The sequence below is a fragment of the Geobacillus uzenensis genome, from assembly GCF_002217665.1.
Lineage (GTDB): Bacteria > Bacillota > Bacilli > Bacillales > Anoxybacillaceae > Geobacillus > Geobacillus subterraneus.
On record NZ_NEWL01000001.1, the window covers coordinates 147,297 to 162,413 of the forward strand.

Genomic DNA, 15,117 nt, shown 5'->3' on the forward strand with positions numbered 1-15,117 from the left:
TTTGCTGAAAATAGGATAGATTCAGTAAAATATAGTATCATATAGTTAGATGGGAGGTGAAAACATGTATTTTTGTATCAAACAACAGCTAAATGGTTTGACCAAAGAAGAATACTTGACTCTTCGAGAACTGTGCCATATTGCCAAGAACATGTACAACGTCGGATTGTACAATGTCAGACAATACTATTTTGAACACAAGGAATTTCTTAATTATGAGAAAAACTATCATCTTGCCAAAACTAACGAAAACTATAAGCTGTTAAACAGCAACATGGCACAGCAAATTTTAAAAAAGGTCGATAACGATTCCGCCTGTGTTGCTGGACAAAAAGATTAAGCAGATTGAAATCATTCCTAAGCATCATGCCAGGTTCTTTGAGATTCAGTACAAATATGAAATGCCTGAAGATCAAAGAGAATTAAACGACCAAAAAGCACTGGCTGTTGCTGGACAAAAAGATTAAGCAGATTGAAATCATTCCTAAGCATCATGCCAGGTTCTTTGAGATTCAGTACAAATATGAAATGCCTGAAGATCAAAGAGAATTAAACGACCAAAAAGCACTGGCCATTGCTGTATTGAAAATCAAATTGGCAAACTTGTCATTGGCTATGCGGAAACATGGCAACGCAATATTAATCTAGGAAAAAAGACAAATCAAAACTTTGTCAATATTCCTCTCGGTAACATAAAAGAAAAATTAGAATATCTTTGTGAATTTTACGGCATTGAATTCTTGAAACAGGAAGAATTGAGTGTCTTATGCTCTAGCGGCGAAGTGGACACGCCTCAAAGAATAAGGATTGCTTGAAGCAGTCAAACTTCTTTGGAAGCCCCCACTTCAAATTTTCGCTAGAAAATTAAGTGGGGGTAGTTCACGAAGTAAGAGTTCTCTGTTCCACGACGAAGGTTCTCTTTCGTATCCGGAAGCATGACTTCTTGTCGCTTCTACATATTCGACGATTCGGAGTTTTTTTGTGCCTTGGAGATTTCGTGAGCAGCCGTATGCACAAGGTGGAGCGAAATGGACAGGCGTTTCTTCGTCTGGAAGAGTCCTTATCCATTTTATTGCGGATGGCGCGTTTCCTCTTGACGCTGTGGACGCAAAGGAGTAAACTACTAATAACTTCACTTCTCTACCATATTAGCAAACTAAAGCATTTTGATAAAGGGCGTGGGAACATGGCAAAAAAGCTGTTCATGTTTGAAAAACCGTTAGGCATGCGCGATACGCTGCCGTTTTTATATGAAATGAAAAAGCAAGTGCGCTCGGTGATGGCGGAAGAAATCGAGCGCTGGGGCTATGAGTTTATCGAGACGCCGACGCTTGAGTATTATGAAACGGTCGGGGCGGCGTCGGCCATTGACGATCATCGGTTGTTTAAGCTCTTGGACCAGCAAGGGCATACGCTCGTATTGCGGCCCGATATGACGGCGCCGATCGCCCGGGTGGCGGCGTCAAGGCTGTATGAAGACGGCAATCCGCTCCGGTTGGCGTACAACGCCAATGTGTTTCGCGCGCAGCAGCGCGAAGGCGGGCGGCCGGCGGAGTTTGAGCAGATCGGCGTCGAGCTGATCGGCGATGGCACGGTGGCGGCCGATGCCGAGGTGATCAGCCTGATGGCCGCGCTGCTGAAGCGCGTAGGGCTTGGCCGCTTTTCGGTGGCGGTCGGCCATATCGGCTATGTGAACGCGTTGTTTTTGGAGATTCTAGGGAATGAAGAGCGGGCGAGTGTGCTGCGCCGCTTCTTATATGAAAAAAATTATGTCGGCTACCGCGAGCATGTGAAGTCGCTGCCGCTTTCGTCCATTGATCAAAAACGTCTTCTCGATCTTCTTTCCTTGCGCGGCGGCTGCGAGGCGATCGAGGCGGCAAAAGCGCTGGCTTCGAGCGGGGAAGGACAGCGAGCTGCTGATGAGTTGGCCGCGCTGTTAGCAGCGCTCGAGACGTACGGGGTGACTGAGACGGTAAAACTCGATATGGCGTTGGTCAGCCATATGAGCTATTACACCGGCATTTTGTTTGAAGTGTACGCCGAGCAAGTGGGATTCCCGATCGGCAATGGCGGGCGGTATGATGAGTTGTTGGCGAAGTTTTCCCGCCCGGCGCCGGCGACGGGGTTTGGGCTGCGCGTTGATCGGCTGATTGAGGCGATTGGCGAGACGGATGTGCGCGAGGAGATCGAGTGCATCGTCTTTAGCCAAGAGCGGTTGGCGGAGGCGGTCGAGCTCGCCGAGGCGAAACGGGCGGAAGGACGCCGCGTCGTCTTGCAGCACATCGCCGGCATTCGCGATATTGACGCCTACAGCCAGCGCTACCGGTCGATCGTGTATTTGCTTGGCCGAAGCGGGCGCGACGGGCAATGAATGGCGCAAAAAACGAGGATCGATCCATGCGCGGCGGGACGGAGCGAACGGGAACGATCAGAACGGCTGCAGATGATACAGGAGACGGAACGGTCAAGGCAACGAGAAGCACTTGGCCGCGCTAGTTAGGGCCGGGGAGAACGGCGTGGCGAAAAAGCGCCAACGGGGCTGGGGCGCTGCGTTTGCACATGACGACAAGCAGGGAGGAAGAGCGATGCTGACGATTGCGATGCCGAAAGGGCGCATTTTTGAAGAGGCGGTCGAGCTGCTGCGCCGGGCGGACTATGCGCTGCCGCCGGAGTTTGACGAATCGCGCAAGCTCGTCATTGACGTGGCCGAGGAAAAGATGCGCTTTATTTTGGCGAAACCGATGGATGTGGTGACGTATGTGGAACACGGGGTAGCGGATTTAGGCATAGCGGGAAAAGATGTCTTAATGGAGGAAGAACGGAACGTCTATGAGCTGCTCGATTTGCACATCAGCCGCTGCTATTTGGCGGTCGCGGGGCTGCCTGGCGTTGCGATGAATGAAATTGCGCCAAGGGTGGCGACGAAATATCCGAACATCGCGTCGACGTATTTTCGCGAACAAGGGGAACAAGTAGAAATCATCCGCCTGAACGGCTCGATTGAACTCGCTCCGCTGATCGGCCTAGCCGACCGGATTGTCGATATTGTCTCGACAGGGAGGACGTTGAAAGAAAACGGGCTTGTCGAGCTTGAGCGGATCGCTGACGTGACGTCGCGCCTCATCGTCAATCCGGCGAGCTATCGGTTAAACGGTGAGGAGATCGAGCGGCTGGTCGATCGGCTCGCATCGGTCATTCCCGAACGGTGAGGCAAACGGAACGGTGCGCAGACGAGGGACGCGGAAGACGGAGGAAACGTCCAAAAAGACATCGGATGGAAAGGAGAAAAGCCATGAAAATCGAACGAATCCAAGGCGGCGTCTCGCTAAGGCGCACGATTGAAAGCGGAACGGACGAGCAGCGCCGCGCGGTGCTTGATATTATCGCCGCGGTGCGCGCCCGGGGCGATGCGGCGCTGAAAGAATATACGGAACGGTTTGACGGCGTCAAGCTGGATTCGCTGCGGGTGACGAAAGCGGAAATGGAACGCGCGCATGCGTCCATGAGCGCGGAGATGCTGGAGATCATTCGCGAAGCGGCGGCCCACATTCGCGCCTATCATGAGCGGCAAAAGCGCCAATCATGGTGGATGACGAACGAAGACGGCACGATTCTCGGGCAAAAGGTGACGCCGCTTGATGCGGTCGGGCTGTATGTACCGGGCGGGACGGCCGCCTATCCGTCGTCCGTGCTGATGAACGTCATTCCCGCACAAGTGGCGGGAGTGGAGCGGATTGTCATCACCTCGCCGCCAAACAAAGACGGCACGCTCCCGGATGGCGTGCTGGCGGCGGCGCATGAACTTGGGGTGACGGAAATTTACAAAGTTGGCGGCGCGCAGGCGATCGCGGCGCTGGCGTATGGAACGGAAACGATCCGGCCGGTCGATAAAATTTTCGGACCGGGCAACATTTATGTGGCGTTGGCGAAACGGGAAGTGTTCGGGCATGTAGCGATCGACATGATCGCCGGGCCGAGCGAAATTGTCGTATTGGCCGATGAGACGGCGCATGCGGATGAAATCGCGGCGGATTTGTTGTCACAGGCCGAGCATGACGTGCGGGCGTCAGCCATTTTGGTGACGCCGTCGATGAAACTCGCTTTAGCGGTGGCGAGCGAGGTGGAACGGCAGCTTGAGACGCTGCCGCGCCGCGAGATCGCCCAAGCGGCGCTGGAAACCTACGGGGCCATTTATGTGACCGAGACGCTTGATGAGGCCGTTGAGGCGGTCAATGAGCTGGCGCCCGAGCATTTGGAAGTGATGACGGCGGATCCGATGGCGCTATTAGGGAAGCTTCGCCATGCCGGGGCGATGTTTTTCGGCCGCTTCAGCTCCGAGCCGGTCGGCGACTATTTTGCCGGGCCGAACCACGTGCTGCCGACGAACGGCACGGCGAGATTCTCAAGCGGCTTGAGCGTCGATGAGTTTGTGAAAAAATCAAGCGTGATCGTTTACAGTGAAGCCGCATTGAAACAACATGGCGACAAAATCGCCGCGTTTGCCCGCCTCGAGGGGTTGGAGGCGCACGCACGCGCGGTTGAGATGCGGCTGAAACGGGAAAGAGGGGAACGATAATGGCGAGAGAGGCGACGATCGCAAGAACGACGAAGGAGACAAGCATTCAGCTGGCGTTTTCGCTAGACGGTGAAGGGAAGACGGAGCTCGAGACCGGGGTGCCGTTTTTGACCCATATGCTTGATTTGTTTGCGAAACACGGCCAGTTTGACTTGTTTGTTGACGCGAAAGGCGATACGCATATTGACGATCACCATACGACCGAAGATATCGGCATTTGCCTCGGTCAGGCGATCAAAGAAGCGCTCGGCGACAAAAAAGGAATCAAGCGGTACGGCCACGCGTTTGTACCGATGGATGATGCGCTGGCGCAAGTCGTGATCGACTTGAGCAACCGCCCGCATTTGGAATTTCGCGGCGAATTTCCGGCGGCGAAAGTCGGCACGTTCGATGTCGAGCTCATTCATGAGTTTTTATGGAAACTGGCGCTGGAGGCGCGGATGAACTTGCATGTCATCGTCCATTATGGGCGCAATACGCACCATATGATCGAAGCGGTGTTTAAAGCGCTCGGACGGGCGCTCGATGAAGCGACGATGGTCGACCCGCGCGTCAAAGGCGTCCCGTCGACGAAAGGGATGCTCTAACCGATCGAGGGGGCGCTTCCTGCGGGGAAAGTTCCGCGGGTGCAGAGAAGACGGACGGATCGAGGGGGCGCCCCCTGTGGGGAAAGTTCCGCGGGCGCAGGGAAGGCGGCCGGTCGCCAAGGAGAGGGTTGCGGGTTGCGCATGAAAGGAGCGCCGTGAAAAGCATGCCGCCATACCGTTGTTCATTGAACAAGGGGATGGCATGGATCAGCGAAGAAAGGAATGGGATGACGATGATCGGGATCATCGATTATGGCATGGGCAACTTATACAGCGTCAGCAAAGCGCTCGAGCGGCTCGGCTGCCCGTATATCGTGAGCGGTGACAACGAGGAGCTGGCGCAGGCGCGCGGGCTCATTTTGCCCGGCGTCGGTTCGTTCCGCGATGCGATGCACATTTTGCGTGAAACCGGGCTGGCCGATTTCATCCGCGCGGCGGCTGAAAACGGCACGCCGTTGCTCGGCATTTGTTTAGGGATGCAGTTGTTGTTTGACGAAAGCGAGGAAAACGGGCCGACAAAAGGGCTCGGGCTGCTTCGCGGCCGCGTCGTCCGCTTTCCGGGCGTGACGGACGACGGCGAGCCGTACAAAGTGCCGCACATGGGCTGGAATCAGCTTCGCTTTCATCGTCCGTCGCCGCTTCTTGACGGTGTCGAGGAAGGGCATGTGTATTTTGTCCATTCGTATTACGTCGTCCCGGGTGACGAAGAGGTCGTGCTCGCCAGCAGCGAGTACGATGTCGACGTCCCAGCGGTCGTCGGGCGCGGCCACGTGTTTGGCACACAGTTTCACCCGGAAAAAAGCGGCGCGGTCGGCATGCACATCTTACGCAACTATGTCGGCATCGCCACAGGAAGGGAGAATGGTTGATGGCATCGTTTACGATTTATCCGGCGATCGATATGCGCGGCGGCAAATGTGTCCGCCTGCTGCAAGGCGATTACAATAAAGAAACGGTGTACGGCGATTCGCCGGTCGCGATGGCCGAACAGTTCGCCGCCCAAGGGGCGGAGTGGATTCATATGGTCGATTTAGATGGGGCGAAAGAAGGGCGGCGCGTCAACGACCGGTTTGTGATTGAAGCGGCCCGCCAGCTTTCGGTGAACGTCCAAGTCGGCGGCGGCATTCGCACCGAGGACGATGTCGCCTACTATTTGGAGCGCGGCGTCGCCCGCGTCATTTTAGGAAGCGCGGCGATTGCCGACCCGCCGTTTGTGAAAAAGATGCTACAAACATACGGCCGCCGCATCGTGATCGGCATTGATGCCCGCGATGGCTTTGTGGCGACAGAAGGCTGGCTTGCGACATCCAATGTAAAAGCGGAAGAGCTCGGAAGGATGCTTGCCGAGGCGGGGGCGGAGACGTTTATTTTCACCGATATTGCCACCGACGGCACGCTGTCGGGGCCAAACATCGCTGCGGCGGTCCGTTTGGCGGAGGCGACGGGAAAAGAAGTGATTGCCTCTGGAGGCGTGCGCTCGCTTGATGATTTGCGCGCCCTTCGCGAATACGCCGGTCAAGGCATCGGCGGGGCGATCGTCGGCAAGGCGCTGTACACCAACCAATTTACGCTCGCGGAAGCGGTAAAGGCGGTGAACGAGCGGTGATTACGAAACGCATCATCCCGTGCTTGGACGTAAAAGACGGCCGCGTTGTCAAAGGGGTGCAGTTTGTGCAGCTGCGCGATGCCGGCGACCCGGTCGAGCTGGCGAAGGCGTACGATGAGCAAGGGGCGGACGAGCTCGTGTTTTTGGACATTTCCGCCTCGCACGAAGGGCGGAAAACGATGGTCGATGTCGTCGAGCGCGTCGCCGCCCAGCTCGCCATTCCGTTTACGGTCGGCGGGGGGATTCATTCGCTTGACGATATGAAACGCATGTTGCGCGCGGGCGCGGACAAAGTGTCGCTCAATACGGCCGCGGTGCTTCACCCGTCATTAGTGACCGAAGGGGCGGACTTTTTCGGCTCGCAGTGCATCGTCGTCGCGATTGATGCGAAATACGATGACACGCTTCAGTCATGGCGCGTCTATACGCACGGCGGCCGCAACGCAACAGAATGGGAAGTCGTCGCCTGGGCGAACGAGGCGGTGCGCCTTGGCGCCGGGGAGATTTTGCTGACGAGCATGGATGCCGACGGCGGGAAAAACGGTTTTGACCTCGAGTTGACGCGGCGGGTGAGCGAAGCGGTCCCGGTTCCGGTCATCGCCTCGGGCGGCGCCGGCAAGGCCGAGCATTTTTGGGAAGCGTTCGAAAAAGGAAAAGCAGACGCGGCGCTGGCGGCGTCGATTTTCCATTACAAAGAGACATCGGTCGGTCAAGTGAAGGCGTACTTAAAAGAGAGAGGGGTCAACGTTCGATGAGAACGGACATTCGCTTTGACGACAACGGGCTGGTGCCCGCGATCGTTCAAGATGCACAAAGCAAAGAAGTGCTCATGCTCGCCTATATGAACCAAGAGTCGCTCGAAAAAACGCTCGAGACGGGGGAAACGTGGTTTTACAGCCGCTCGCGCCAAGCGTTATGGCATAAAGGGGCGACGTCGGGAAACGTGCAGCGGGTGGTCGACATCCGCTACGACTGCGACGCCGACACGCTCCTCGTGTTGGTGGAGCCGGCGGGTCCGGCGTGCCATACGGGGACGTATTCGTGCTTTTCCCGCTCGCTTGACGGCGCAGCGCGCACGCCGGCGGCCGACCGGTTCGCGATTTTGCATGAGCTGGAACAAATCATCGCCCAGCGCGACGCCGAACGGCCGGAAGGAGCGTATACGACGTATTTGTTTGAAAAAGGCGTCGATAAAATTTTGAAAAAGGTCGGCGAAGAAGCGGCCGAAGTGATCATCGCGGCGAAAAACCGAAGCCACGAGGAGCTGAAATGGGAAGCGGCCGATTTGTTGTACCATTTGCTTGTGCTTTTGCGCGAGCAAAAACTGCCGCTTGACGCGGTGCTGGCGACGCTTGCTGAGCGGCATGCGCAAAAAACAAAAGCGAAAGGGTGACGAGCGAACGGGAGGACCGTTCGCTTTTGGAATGAAAAGAGGATGCCCGTCACACAGCTGCTGGATCCATAGTCTGTTTCCATAAGCGGTGTGCATGGGCATCCTTTTTGATCGTGCAAAAGTTTATTGCATGGTCGGTGGCTGTTTATAAGAAGAGCGGATAGGGAAACCAAGCCGATGGTCAGCTCCCGATGCCATTGCCGTTGCCAGGTGCGCCGCCTTTGTCATCCGCTGAATGATTGGTCGGTCAGGCCGAGGCGCAGCCGGCGCATGCCGTTTCATCGACTAGTATCGCATCACGAACATTCGCGCCGTTCGATGATCGGATTGGCAGGCGCGTTAGGTTGAAAGTTTTTTGCTTGTTTCCGCCGCCAGTGTGGTATACTGTTGTTCGACGAATGTTACGGACGACGGAGGACAGAATGGGAAAACAACTGAAGCGATCATCACGAAAAGCAATGATTGTACCGTTTATCCAAAGTGCGGATTATTTTTTTAAAAAAGGGATGAAGGCATACGAGCGGGGCGACCTCCATAAAGCGAGGAAATATTTGGAACGCGCTGTCCGGCTCGATGAGCGCGATGCATCGTTCGCCTTGCAGCTGGCTCTTGTGTTGTCCGAGCTTGGCGAATATCAATTTTCCAATCAATGGTTGATCAAAATTCTTCATGATTTAGATGAAACGATGTATGATTGCTTTTATTTTTTGGCGAACAATTTGGCCTGTCTTGGCTTGTTCCGTGAAGCGGCGAAATATGCGGAACAGTATTTGACATATGAACCGGACGGGGAGTTCGCTGATGACGCCGCTGATTTGTTGGAGCTGCTCAAACTCGACCGCCACGATGTAAGCGAAGAGCAAGAGCAGCTGATCACCATGCAGGAGCGGGCCCAGCATTTGCTTGAGCAAGAGCAGTTTGCCGAAGCGATCGAGGCGTTAGAGGCGATCGTTTCCCGATACCCGGAATTTTGGTCGGCGCACAACAATTTGGCGCTTGCCTATTTTTACAGCGGCGACGTGGAGAAGGCGAAGCAAAAGCTGCTTGACGTGCTGAGGCGCGATCCCGGCAATTTGCATGCGCTTTGCAACGCGCTCGTTTTCGCCTATCACTTGCATGACCAAGAACAGGTGGCTGCTCTTTGCGAGATGTTGGCTTCCCTCTACCCGTTTTTCCGCGAACACCAATATAAGCTTGGGGCTACTTTTGCTCTTGTCGGGCGGTTCGACTCGGCGTTTCGCTGGTTGTATCGCCTGTATAAAAACGGTTTTGAGGGTGACGGCCCCTTTTACTACTGGCTCGCTTACGCCGCGTATCATACCGGGCATGAATCGTTAGCCCGGCAAGTATGGGAAACGCTCACTGCCCTTCATCCAGAAAAGCGCGGCGAGGAGCCGTGGGCCGCTCCGACGCTGCTCGATGAAGCGCTTCTCCGCATTGTTCAGCTGTTTGAGGGGGAGGAGCTGGCTGACCGGCTGTCTGGATTGTATTTGTTCAGCCGCTCGCCGCAAGCGGAAAAGACCGCGTTGGCGCTCGCTGTCTGCCGCCTCTTGCCGGCCGATCCGCGTCTGCGCCCGTTTATCGATTCGTTTTTGTTCGGGCTGGATGACGGGCGATCCGCTTGGGCGGCGAAGATCGGCCGCATGATCGATGTGCTTTTGGCAAATAATGAGGAAAAGGAGGCGCTCTGCCGCTTCGCCTTCGCCGTGGCTGTTCACCCGTCAGCCCAAGGTGAACCGTTTGCGAACGGCGCTGCATGGGCGGCAGCGATCGAATATGTTTGGCGCCAGCAGCAAGGGGAACATGTGACGCAAAAAGGGATGGCGGCGAAATACGGCGTTTCCGCGGCGACCGTGCAAAAGTACGTGCAAAAAGTGCGCCGACTATGGTCGTGAGCAAATCAATAGACGCCGTACACGGACTTTTATACGATGGAGATGGAGTGATTATCGAGCGAAGGAGTGGACGTTGTGGCAGACGAAAAAATCTATGACGTCATTATTGCCGGAGCCGGGCCGGCGGGGCTGACGGCGGCTGTGTATACGTCACGCGCCAATTTGTCGACGCTCATGATCGAGCGCGGCGTGCCGGGCGGGCAAATGGTCAATACGGAGGAAGTCGAGAACTACCCGGGATTTGAAACGATTTTAGGGCCGGAATTGGCGACAAAAATGTTTGAACATGCGAAAAAGTTCGGAGCGGAATACGCCTACGGCGATGTCAAAGAAATTATCGACGGCGAGGCGTATAAAACGGTCGTTGTCGGCGACAAAGAGTATAAAGCGCGCGCGGTGATTATCGCCACCGGCGCCGAATACAAAAAGCTCGGCGTGCCAGGGGAAGCGGAGCTTGGCGGCCGCGGCGTTTCGTATTGTGCAGTTTGCGACGGGGCATTTTTCAAAGGAAAAGACTTGGTCGTCGTCGGCGGCGGCGACTCGGCGGTCGAAGAAGGCGTCTATTTGACCCGTTTTGCCAATAAAGTGACGATCGTTCACCGCCGCGATCAACTGCGGGCGCAAAAAATTTTGCAAGACCGGGCGTTTGCCAATGAAAAAGTCGATTTTATTTGGAATCATACAGTGAAACAAATCAATGAAAAGGATGGCAAAGTCGGCAGCGTGACGCTCGTCCATACCGAGACCGGGGAAGAGCGCGAATTCCCGTGCGACGGCGTCTTTATTTACATCGGGATGGTGCCGCTCTCCAAGCCGTTTGTCAATCTTGGTATCACGAACGAAAACGGTTATATTGTCACGAACGAGAAAATGGAAACGAAAGTGCCGGGCATTTTCGCTGCCGGTGATGTGCGGGAAAAAACGCTCCGGCAAATCGTCACGGCGACCGGCGACGGCAGCATCGCCGCGCAAAGTGCCCAACATTACGTCGAGGAACTGAAAGAAAAATTGAATACGCAAGGGGTTAGCTGAGCCGGTAATCAAACCGCAACGAAACCGTAATGGTTATTTAATCCAGCTGTAACACGAATGCAACACAGTTGTCGTATGCTATAAGTAAGTAATTGACCCCCTTTTATATAGATCTTTATGGATTGGCGTGGGCGTTTTCCCACGCTTCTTTTTTGTCCCTTGGCGCTTCGTTTCCGACGGTTTGTCGGCGGGAGTGGCTTAACTATTTATGGATTTATGGTAAAATGGAAATGATGATGGATGTGTTTGTGCCATGTTTGGGGTGAAGAAATTGCAACGGGTAACGAATTGCGTATTATATAAAGACGGCCGGGTGTTGCTTTTGCAGAAGCCGAAACGGGGCTGGTGGGTCGCCCCGGGCGGCAAAATGGAGCCCGGCGAGACGGTGCGTGAAGCGTGCATTCGCGAATATCGGGAAGAGACGGGCATTTATTTAAAACACCCGCAGCTGAAAGGGGTGTTTACCGTCGTGATCAAAGACGGGGAGCGAACGGTGTCTGAATGGATGATGTTTACCTTTTTCGCGGAGGACTTTATCGGTGAAAATGTCGCGTCTTCCGAAGAGGGAACGCTCGCTTGGCACGATGTCGAGACGCTTTCGGCGCTGCCAATGGCCCCAGGTGACTACCATATTTTAGACTACGCCTTAAAAGGTCAAGGAATGATGTACGGCGCATTTGTGTATACGGAGGAATTTGAGCTGCTTTCGTATCGCCTTGATCCGAGTTAACGGAGAGGAGAGAAGGAGATGGGGCAAAACGGGACGGTGCAACCGATCCAGCTCGTGATTATTACCGGCATGTCCGGAGCGGGGAAAACGGTGGCGATTCAAAGTTTTGAAGATCTCGGCTTTTTTTGCGTTGACAATTTGCCGCCGACGCTATTGCCGAAGTTTTTGGAGCTTGTGAAAGAGTCCGGGAATAAAATGAATAAAGTCGCGCTCGTCATGGACTTGCGCAGCCGCGACTTTTTTGATCATTTGTTCGCCGCGTTGGACGAATTGTCCGAGCAGGCGTGGATCGTGCCGCAAATTTTGTTTTTGGACGCACAAGACTCGACGCTTGTCGCCCGCTACAAAGAAACGCGGCGGACGCACCCGCTCGCGCCGAACGAACCGCCGCTTGAAGGGATCCGCCTCGAGCGGAAGTTGCTTGAAGAAATCAAAGGGCGGGCGCAAATCATTTATGATACGACCGGACTCAAGCCGCGCGAGCTGCGCGAAAAAATTGTCCGCCAGTTTTCGTCGCATGCGCAGTCTGGGTTTACGGTCAACGTCATGTCGTTCGGATTTAAGTACGGCATCCCGATAGACGCTGATTTAGTGTTTGATGTCCGTTTTTTGCCGAACCCGCATTATATTGAGCACATGCGCCCGAAAACCGGGCTTGATGACGAAGTGTCATCGTATGTGCTAAAATGGGGAGAAACACAAAAATTTTTAGAAAAGTTGCTTGACTTGTTGGCGTTTATGCTGCCATATTACCAGCGCGAGGGGAAAAGCCAGCTGGTGATTGCCATCGGCTGCACGGGCGGGCAGCACCGCTCGGTGGCGCTGGCGGAATACATCGCCCGCCATTTTTCTGCCGATTATAAAACGGTTGTCTCGCACCGGGACATGGAGAGGAGAAAGGAAGCGCATCGATGAGGGACGAACAAGCAGCCAAAATGGTTGTCATCGGCGGCGGCACCGGGCTTCCTGTCTTGTTGCGGGGGCTGAAGCAATACGAGCTCGACTTGACCGCTATTGTCACTGTCGCCGATGACGGGGGAAGTTCCGGGCGGCTGCGCGATGAGCTGCGCGTCCCGCCGCCTGGGGATGTCCGCAACGTGCTGGCGGCGCTGTCTGATGTCGAACCGCTCATTGTCGAGCTGTTTCAACATCGCTTTCAAAACGGCAACGGCTTATCCGGCCATTCGCTCGGCAATTTAATTTTAGCGGCGCTCACCTCGATCACCGGCGATTTTATGAAGGCGATCCGTGAAATGAGCAAAGTGCTGAACGTGCACGGCCAAGTGCTGCCGGCGGCGAACAAAAGTGTCGTTTTGCATGCTGAAATGGAAGATGGTTCGATTGTGTCCGGCGAATCCAAAATTCCGAATGCGGGAAAAAAAATTAAGAGAGTGTTTTTAACCCCGGAAGATATTGAACCGCTGCCGGAGACGATCGCCGCCATCCGCCGTGCCGATTTGATCGTCATCGGACCGGGAAGCCTGTATACGAGCATTTTGCCGAATTTGCTTGTGCCGAAAATCGGGCAGGAAGTATGCAAAGCAAAGGCGAAAAAAGTATATATATGCAACATTATGACCCAAGCCGGCGAGACGCCGCACTATACGGTGAGCGATCATGTGAAGGCGCTTCACAGCCACCTTGGCCGCCCGTTTTTAGATGCGGTGATCGTCAACAGCGGGGCGATTCCGGAAGCGATTCGCCGCCGTTACGAGGAGGAGCGGGCCGAGCCGGTGCGTGACGACAGCAGCGGACTTCACATCCAAGTCATTCGCGAGGATATTGTTACGTATGAAGATGGGGTCATTCGTCATAATACAGCGAAAGTCGCCGCTCTTCTTCTTGGGCTGCTTTCCCGCCGCTAGGCACGTGCGAAGCGGTTTGGGGAGACATAAGGATGAAGCGCCGGAGTAAGGCGGCGGCAGATGGCCGCGCCGAGGTTTCGACACCTCCAACCGGCCGATGCGGGGAATGAATGGAGGTGGAGCGACGTGTCCTTTGCGTCAGAAACGAAAAAAGAATTGACCAATCTCGAAGTGAAACGCTGTTGCCTGCGGGCAGAGCTGTCGGCGCTGTTGCGCATGAACGGTTCGCTGTCGTTTTCCGGCGGGCGGATGACGGTCGATGTCCAAACGGAAAACGCGGCGATTGCCCGGCGCATTTATACGCTGCTGAAAAAAGGGTATGATGTCGCCGTTGAGCTGTTTGTCCGCAAAAAAATGCGTTTGAAGAAAAATAACGTATATATCGTGCGCATTACCGACGGTGCGGCTCCGTTGCTTCGCGAGCTTTATATTTGGAACGGCGATTTTTCGTTCGTCCACGATATTTCTCCGGAGCTCGTCAAGAAAAAGTGCTGCAAGCGTTCGTATTTGCGCGGCGCATTTTTGGCGGGCGGCTCGGTCAACAACCCGGAAACGTCCTCATATCATTTAGAGATTTTTTCGCTGTATGAGGAACATAATCGGTCGCTATGTGAATTAATGAACAGTCACTTTTTTTTAAATGCAAAAACGTTGGAACGGAAAAAGGGGTTTATTACGTATTTAAAAGAGGCGGAAAAAATCGCGGAGTTTTTAAATATTGTCGGCGCTCACCAGGCGCTGCTCCGCTTTGAAGACATTCGCATCGTCCGCGACATGCGCAACTCCGTCAATCGGCTTGTCAATTGTGAGACGGCCAATCTAAACAAAACGATCGGCGCTGCGCTCCGCCAAGTGGAAAACATCCGCTACATCGATGAAACGATCGGCCTTGATTCACTGCCGGCGAAGCTGCGCGAAATTGCCCGACTCCGCATCGAGCACCAAGATGTCACCTTAAAGGAGCTCGGTGAGATGGTCACGGGCGCAAAAATCAGCAAATCCGGCATCAACCACCGGCTGCGCAAAATTGATGAGATCGCGGAGCGGCTGCGGGCTGGAAAGCCGGTCGATTTCCATAAATCGCTGTAAAGGGGAGATGGAGAATGGTGGAAAAACAAGTGGAAGTGAAATTAAAAACCGGGCTGCAGGCGCGCCCGGCGGCGTTGTTCGTCCAAGAAGCGAACCGTTTTTCCGCTGATGTGTTTTTGGAAAAAGACGGAAAACGGGTCAACGCGAAAAGCATTATGGGCTTGATGAGCCTCGCCATCGGCCATGGAGCGGTGATCACGCTCATTGCCGACGGTCCGGATGAGCAAGAAGCGATCGAAAAGCTCGCCGCCTATGTGCAAAAGGAAAAGTAAAGCAGCGTGTGGGGCTGGCGGGGAAAGGAATGGAAAAGGCTGCTCCGTTTTTGTCGGAAGCAGCCTTTTTTC

The 15,117-nt window shown here is 54.6% G+C and carries 15 protein-coding genes and 1 pseudogene; all 16 read left to right on the top strand.

From position 1 onward, the window contains the following. The first annotated feature begins 64 nt into the window (after nt 1–64). The 16 genes and pseudogenes from B9L21_RS18230 to B9L21_RS00725 all read left to right on the top strand — a co-directional run bounded on the left by B9L21_RS18230 (nt 65) and on the right by B9L21_RS00725 (nt 15,045). Nucleotides 65–815, top strand: a pseudogene (locus B9L21_RS18230) (hypothetical protein). A gap of 371 nt (nt 816–1,186) precedes the next feature. Next, nucleotides 1,187–2,371 (top strand): ATP phosphoribosyltransferase regulatory subunit, encoded by a 1,185-nt coding sequence (locus B9L21_RS00655; protein WP_063164779.1) that lies wholly within the window; start codon nt 1,187–1,189, stop codon nt 2,369–2,371. Nucleotides 2,372–2,585: 214 nt separating this feature from the next. Next, nucleotides 2,586–3,209, top strand: coding sequence for an ATP phosphoribosyltransferase (gene hisG, locus B9L21_RS00660; protein ID WP_063167268.1), 624 nt, complete (start codon nt 2,586–2,588; stop codon nt 3,207–3,209). A gap of 83 nt (nt 3,210–3,292) precedes the next feature. After that, the gene (gene hisD, locus B9L21_RS00665) at nt 3,293–4,576 is read left to right on the top strand and encodes a histidinol dehydrogenase (RefSeq protein WP_063164780.1); all 1,284 of its coding nucleotides are present in this window, start codon (nt 3,293–3,295) and stop codon (nt 4,574–4,576) included. Then, the gene (gene hisB / locus B9L21_RS00670) at nt 4,576–5,163 is read left to right on the top strand and encodes an imidazoleglycerol-phosphate dehydratase HisB (protein ID WP_063164781.1); all 588 of its coding nucleotides are present in this window, start codon (nt 4,576–4,578) and stop codon (nt 5,161–5,163) included. Before hisD ends, hisB begins: the two co-directional genes overlap by 1 nt. Nucleotides 5,164–5,390: 227 nt before the next feature. Further along, nucleotides 5,391–6,032: an imidazole glycerol phosphate synthase subunit HisH gene (gene hisH / locus B9L21_RS00675; protein ID WP_063167269.1), complete on the top strand. Its 642-nt coding sequence runs from the start codon at nt 5,391–5,393 to the stop codon at nt 6,030–6,032. Further along, entirely contained in the window at nt 6,032–6,769 is a 738-nt protein-coding gene (hisA, locus tag B9L21_RS00680; protein ID WP_063164782.1) for a 1-(5-phosphoribosyl)-5-[(5-phosphoribosylamino)methylideneamino]imidazole-4-carboxamide isomerase, read from the top strand. Before hisH ends, hisA begins: the two co-directional genes overlap by 1 nt. Beyond that, nucleotides 6,766–7,524, top strand: coding sequence for an imidazole glycerol phosphate synthase subunit HisF (gene hisF, locus B9L21_RS00685; RefSeq protein ID WP_063164783.1), 759 nt, complete (start codon nt 6,766–6,768; stop codon nt 7,522–7,524). Before hisA ends, hisF begins: the two co-directional genes overlap by 4 nt. Then, nucleotides 7,521–8,162: a bifunctional phosphoribosyl-AMP cyclohydrolase/phosphoribosyl-ATP diphosphatase HisIE gene (gene hisIE, locus B9L21_RS00690; protein WP_063164784.1), complete on the top strand. Its 642-nt coding sequence runs from the start codon at nt 7,521–7,523 to the stop codon at nt 8,160–8,162. The genes hisF and hisIE overlap by 4 nt, the downstream gene beginning before the upstream one ends. 422 nt (nt 8,163–8,584) lie before the next feature. After that, nucleotides 8,585–10,057, top strand: coding sequence for a tetratricopeptide repeat protein (locus B9L21_RS00695; protein WP_063164785.1), 1,473 nt, complete (start codon nt 8,585–8,587; stop codon nt 10,055–10,057). A 75-nt stretch (nt 10,058–10,132) separates the two neighbouring features. Continuing rightward, nucleotides 10,133–11,089 (top strand): thioredoxin-disulfide reductase, encoded by a 957-nt coding sequence (gene trxB / locus B9L21_RS00700; protein WP_063164786.1) that lies wholly within the window; start codon nt 10,133–10,135, stop codon nt 11,087–11,089. A 253-nt stretch (nt 11,090–11,342) separates the two neighbouring features. Then, nucleotides 11,343–11,819 (top strand): NUDIX hydrolase, encoded by a 477-nt coding sequence (locus tag B9L21_RS00705; protein WP_063164787.1) that lies wholly within the window; start codon nt 11,343–11,345, stop codon nt 11,817–11,819. 18 nt (nt 11,820–11,837) lie between these two features. Beyond that, nucleotides 11,838–12,734: an RNase adapter RapZ gene (rapZ, locus tag B9L21_RS00710; protein ID WP_063164788.1), complete on the top strand. Its 897-nt coding sequence runs from the start codon at nt 11,838–11,840 to the stop codon at nt 12,732–12,734. Beyond that, nucleotides 12,731–13,684: a gluconeogenesis factor YvcK family protein gene (locus tag B9L21_RS00715; RefSeq protein WP_063164789.1), complete on the top strand. Its 954-nt coding sequence runs from the start codon at nt 12,731–12,733 to the stop codon at nt 13,682–13,684. Before rapZ ends, B9L21_RS00715 begins: the two co-directional genes overlap by 4 nt. Nucleotides 13,685–13,810: 126 nt before the next feature. Then, nucleotides 13,811–14,773: a DNA-binding protein WhiA gene (gene whiA / locus B9L21_RS00720; RefSeq protein ID WP_063164790.1), complete on the top strand. Its 963-nt coding sequence runs from the start codon at nt 13,811–13,813 to the stop codon at nt 14,771–14,773. Between the two features lie 14 nt (nt 14,774–14,787). Next, the gene (locus tag B9L21_RS00725; protein WP_011232533.1) at nt 14,788–15,045 is read left to right on the top strand and encodes an HPr family phosphocarrier protein; all 258 of its coding nucleotides are present in this window, start codon (nt 14,788–14,790) and stop codon (nt 15,043–15,045) included. Nucleotides 15,046–15,117: the final 72 nt, after the last annotated feature.

Excerpts from the sequence above, each read along its gene's own strand:
- B9L21_RS00655 (WP_063164779.1), top strand. The coding sequence starts at position 1,187 with ATGGCAAAAAAGCTGTTCATGTTTGAAAAACCGTTAGGCATGCGCGAT.
- hisG (WP_063167268.1), top strand. The coding sequence starts at position 2,586 with ATGCTGACGATTGCGATGCCGAAAGGGCGCATTTTTGAAGAGGCGGTC.
- hisD (WP_063164780.1), top strand. The coding sequence starts at position 3,293 with ATGAAAATCGAACGAATCCAAGGCGGCGTCTCGCTAAGGCGCACGATT.
- hisB (WP_063164781.1), top strand. The coding sequence starts at position 4,576 with ATGGCGAGAGAGGCGACGATCGCAAGAACGACGAAGGAGACAAGCATT.
- hisH (WP_063167269.1), top strand. The coding sequence starts at position 5,391 with ATGACGATGATCGGGATCATCGATTATGGCATGGGCAACTTATACAGC.
- hisA (WP_063164782.1), top strand. The coding sequence starts at position 6,032 with ATGGCATCGTTTACGATTTATCCGGCGATCGATATGCGCGGCGGCAAA.
- hisIE (WP_063164784.1), top strand. The coding sequence starts at position 7,521 with ATGAGAACGGACATTCGCTTTGACGACAACGGGCTGGTGCCCGCGATC.
- B9L21_RS00695 (WP_063164785.1), top strand. The coding sequence starts at position 8,585 with ATGGGAAAACAACTGAAGCGATCATCACGAAAAGCAATGATTGTACCG.
- B9L21_RS00705 (WP_063164787.1), top strand. The coding sequence starts at position 11,343 with ATGTTTGGGGTGAAGAAATTGCAACGGGTAACGAATTGCGTATTATAT.
- rapZ (WP_063164788.1), top strand. The coding sequence starts at position 11,838 with ATGGGGCAAAACGGGACGGTGCAACCGATCCAGCTCGTGATTATTACC.
- B9L21_RS00715 (WP_063164789.1), top strand. The coding sequence starts at position 12,731 with ATGAGGGACGAACAAGCAGCCAAAATGGTTGTCATCGGCGGCGGCACC.
- B9L21_RS00725 (WP_011232533.1), top strand. The coding sequence starts at position 14,788 with ATGGTGGAAAAACAAGTGGAAGTGAAATTAAAAACCGGGCTGCAGGCG.